Annotated in this window: 1 pseudogene; it reads left to right on the top strand. The window is 58.0% G+C overall.

Annotated elements, in window-relative coordinates:
• Positions 1-238 (top strand): annotated as a pseudogene (locus SB659_RS20460) (hypothetical protein); the annotation flags it as partial.

The raw sequence follows: 238 nt of genomic DNA, 5'->3' as shown, positions 1-238 counted from the left end.
ACCGAAGGTACGGCTGCGAAGATCGGTCCCGCCACGCCGCCATGGAAATGGCTTCAGGGCCCGAACCAGTGGCCGGAAGCCCTTCCTGAACTGAAACCGCTTCTTCTCGCCTATCAAGTGGAAGTGACAAGGATCGGCATCGATATTTTGAAGGCCATCGCTGTTGCGCTCGACCAGCCGGAAGATGTCTTCGCCGGTATCTACGATCCGCAGCCGTCGCAGCTTCTGAAGATCATCC

Source organism: Arthrobacter sp. SIMBA_036 (genome assembly GCF_046535135.1).
In the GTDB taxonomy this organism is placed as follows: domain Bacteria; phylum Actinomycetota; class Actinomycetes; order Actinomycetales; family Micrococcaceae; genus Arthrobacter.
The sequence above is the reverse complement of the archived record's forward strand: the minus strand, read 5'-3'. Positions and strand labels throughout refer to the sequence as shown.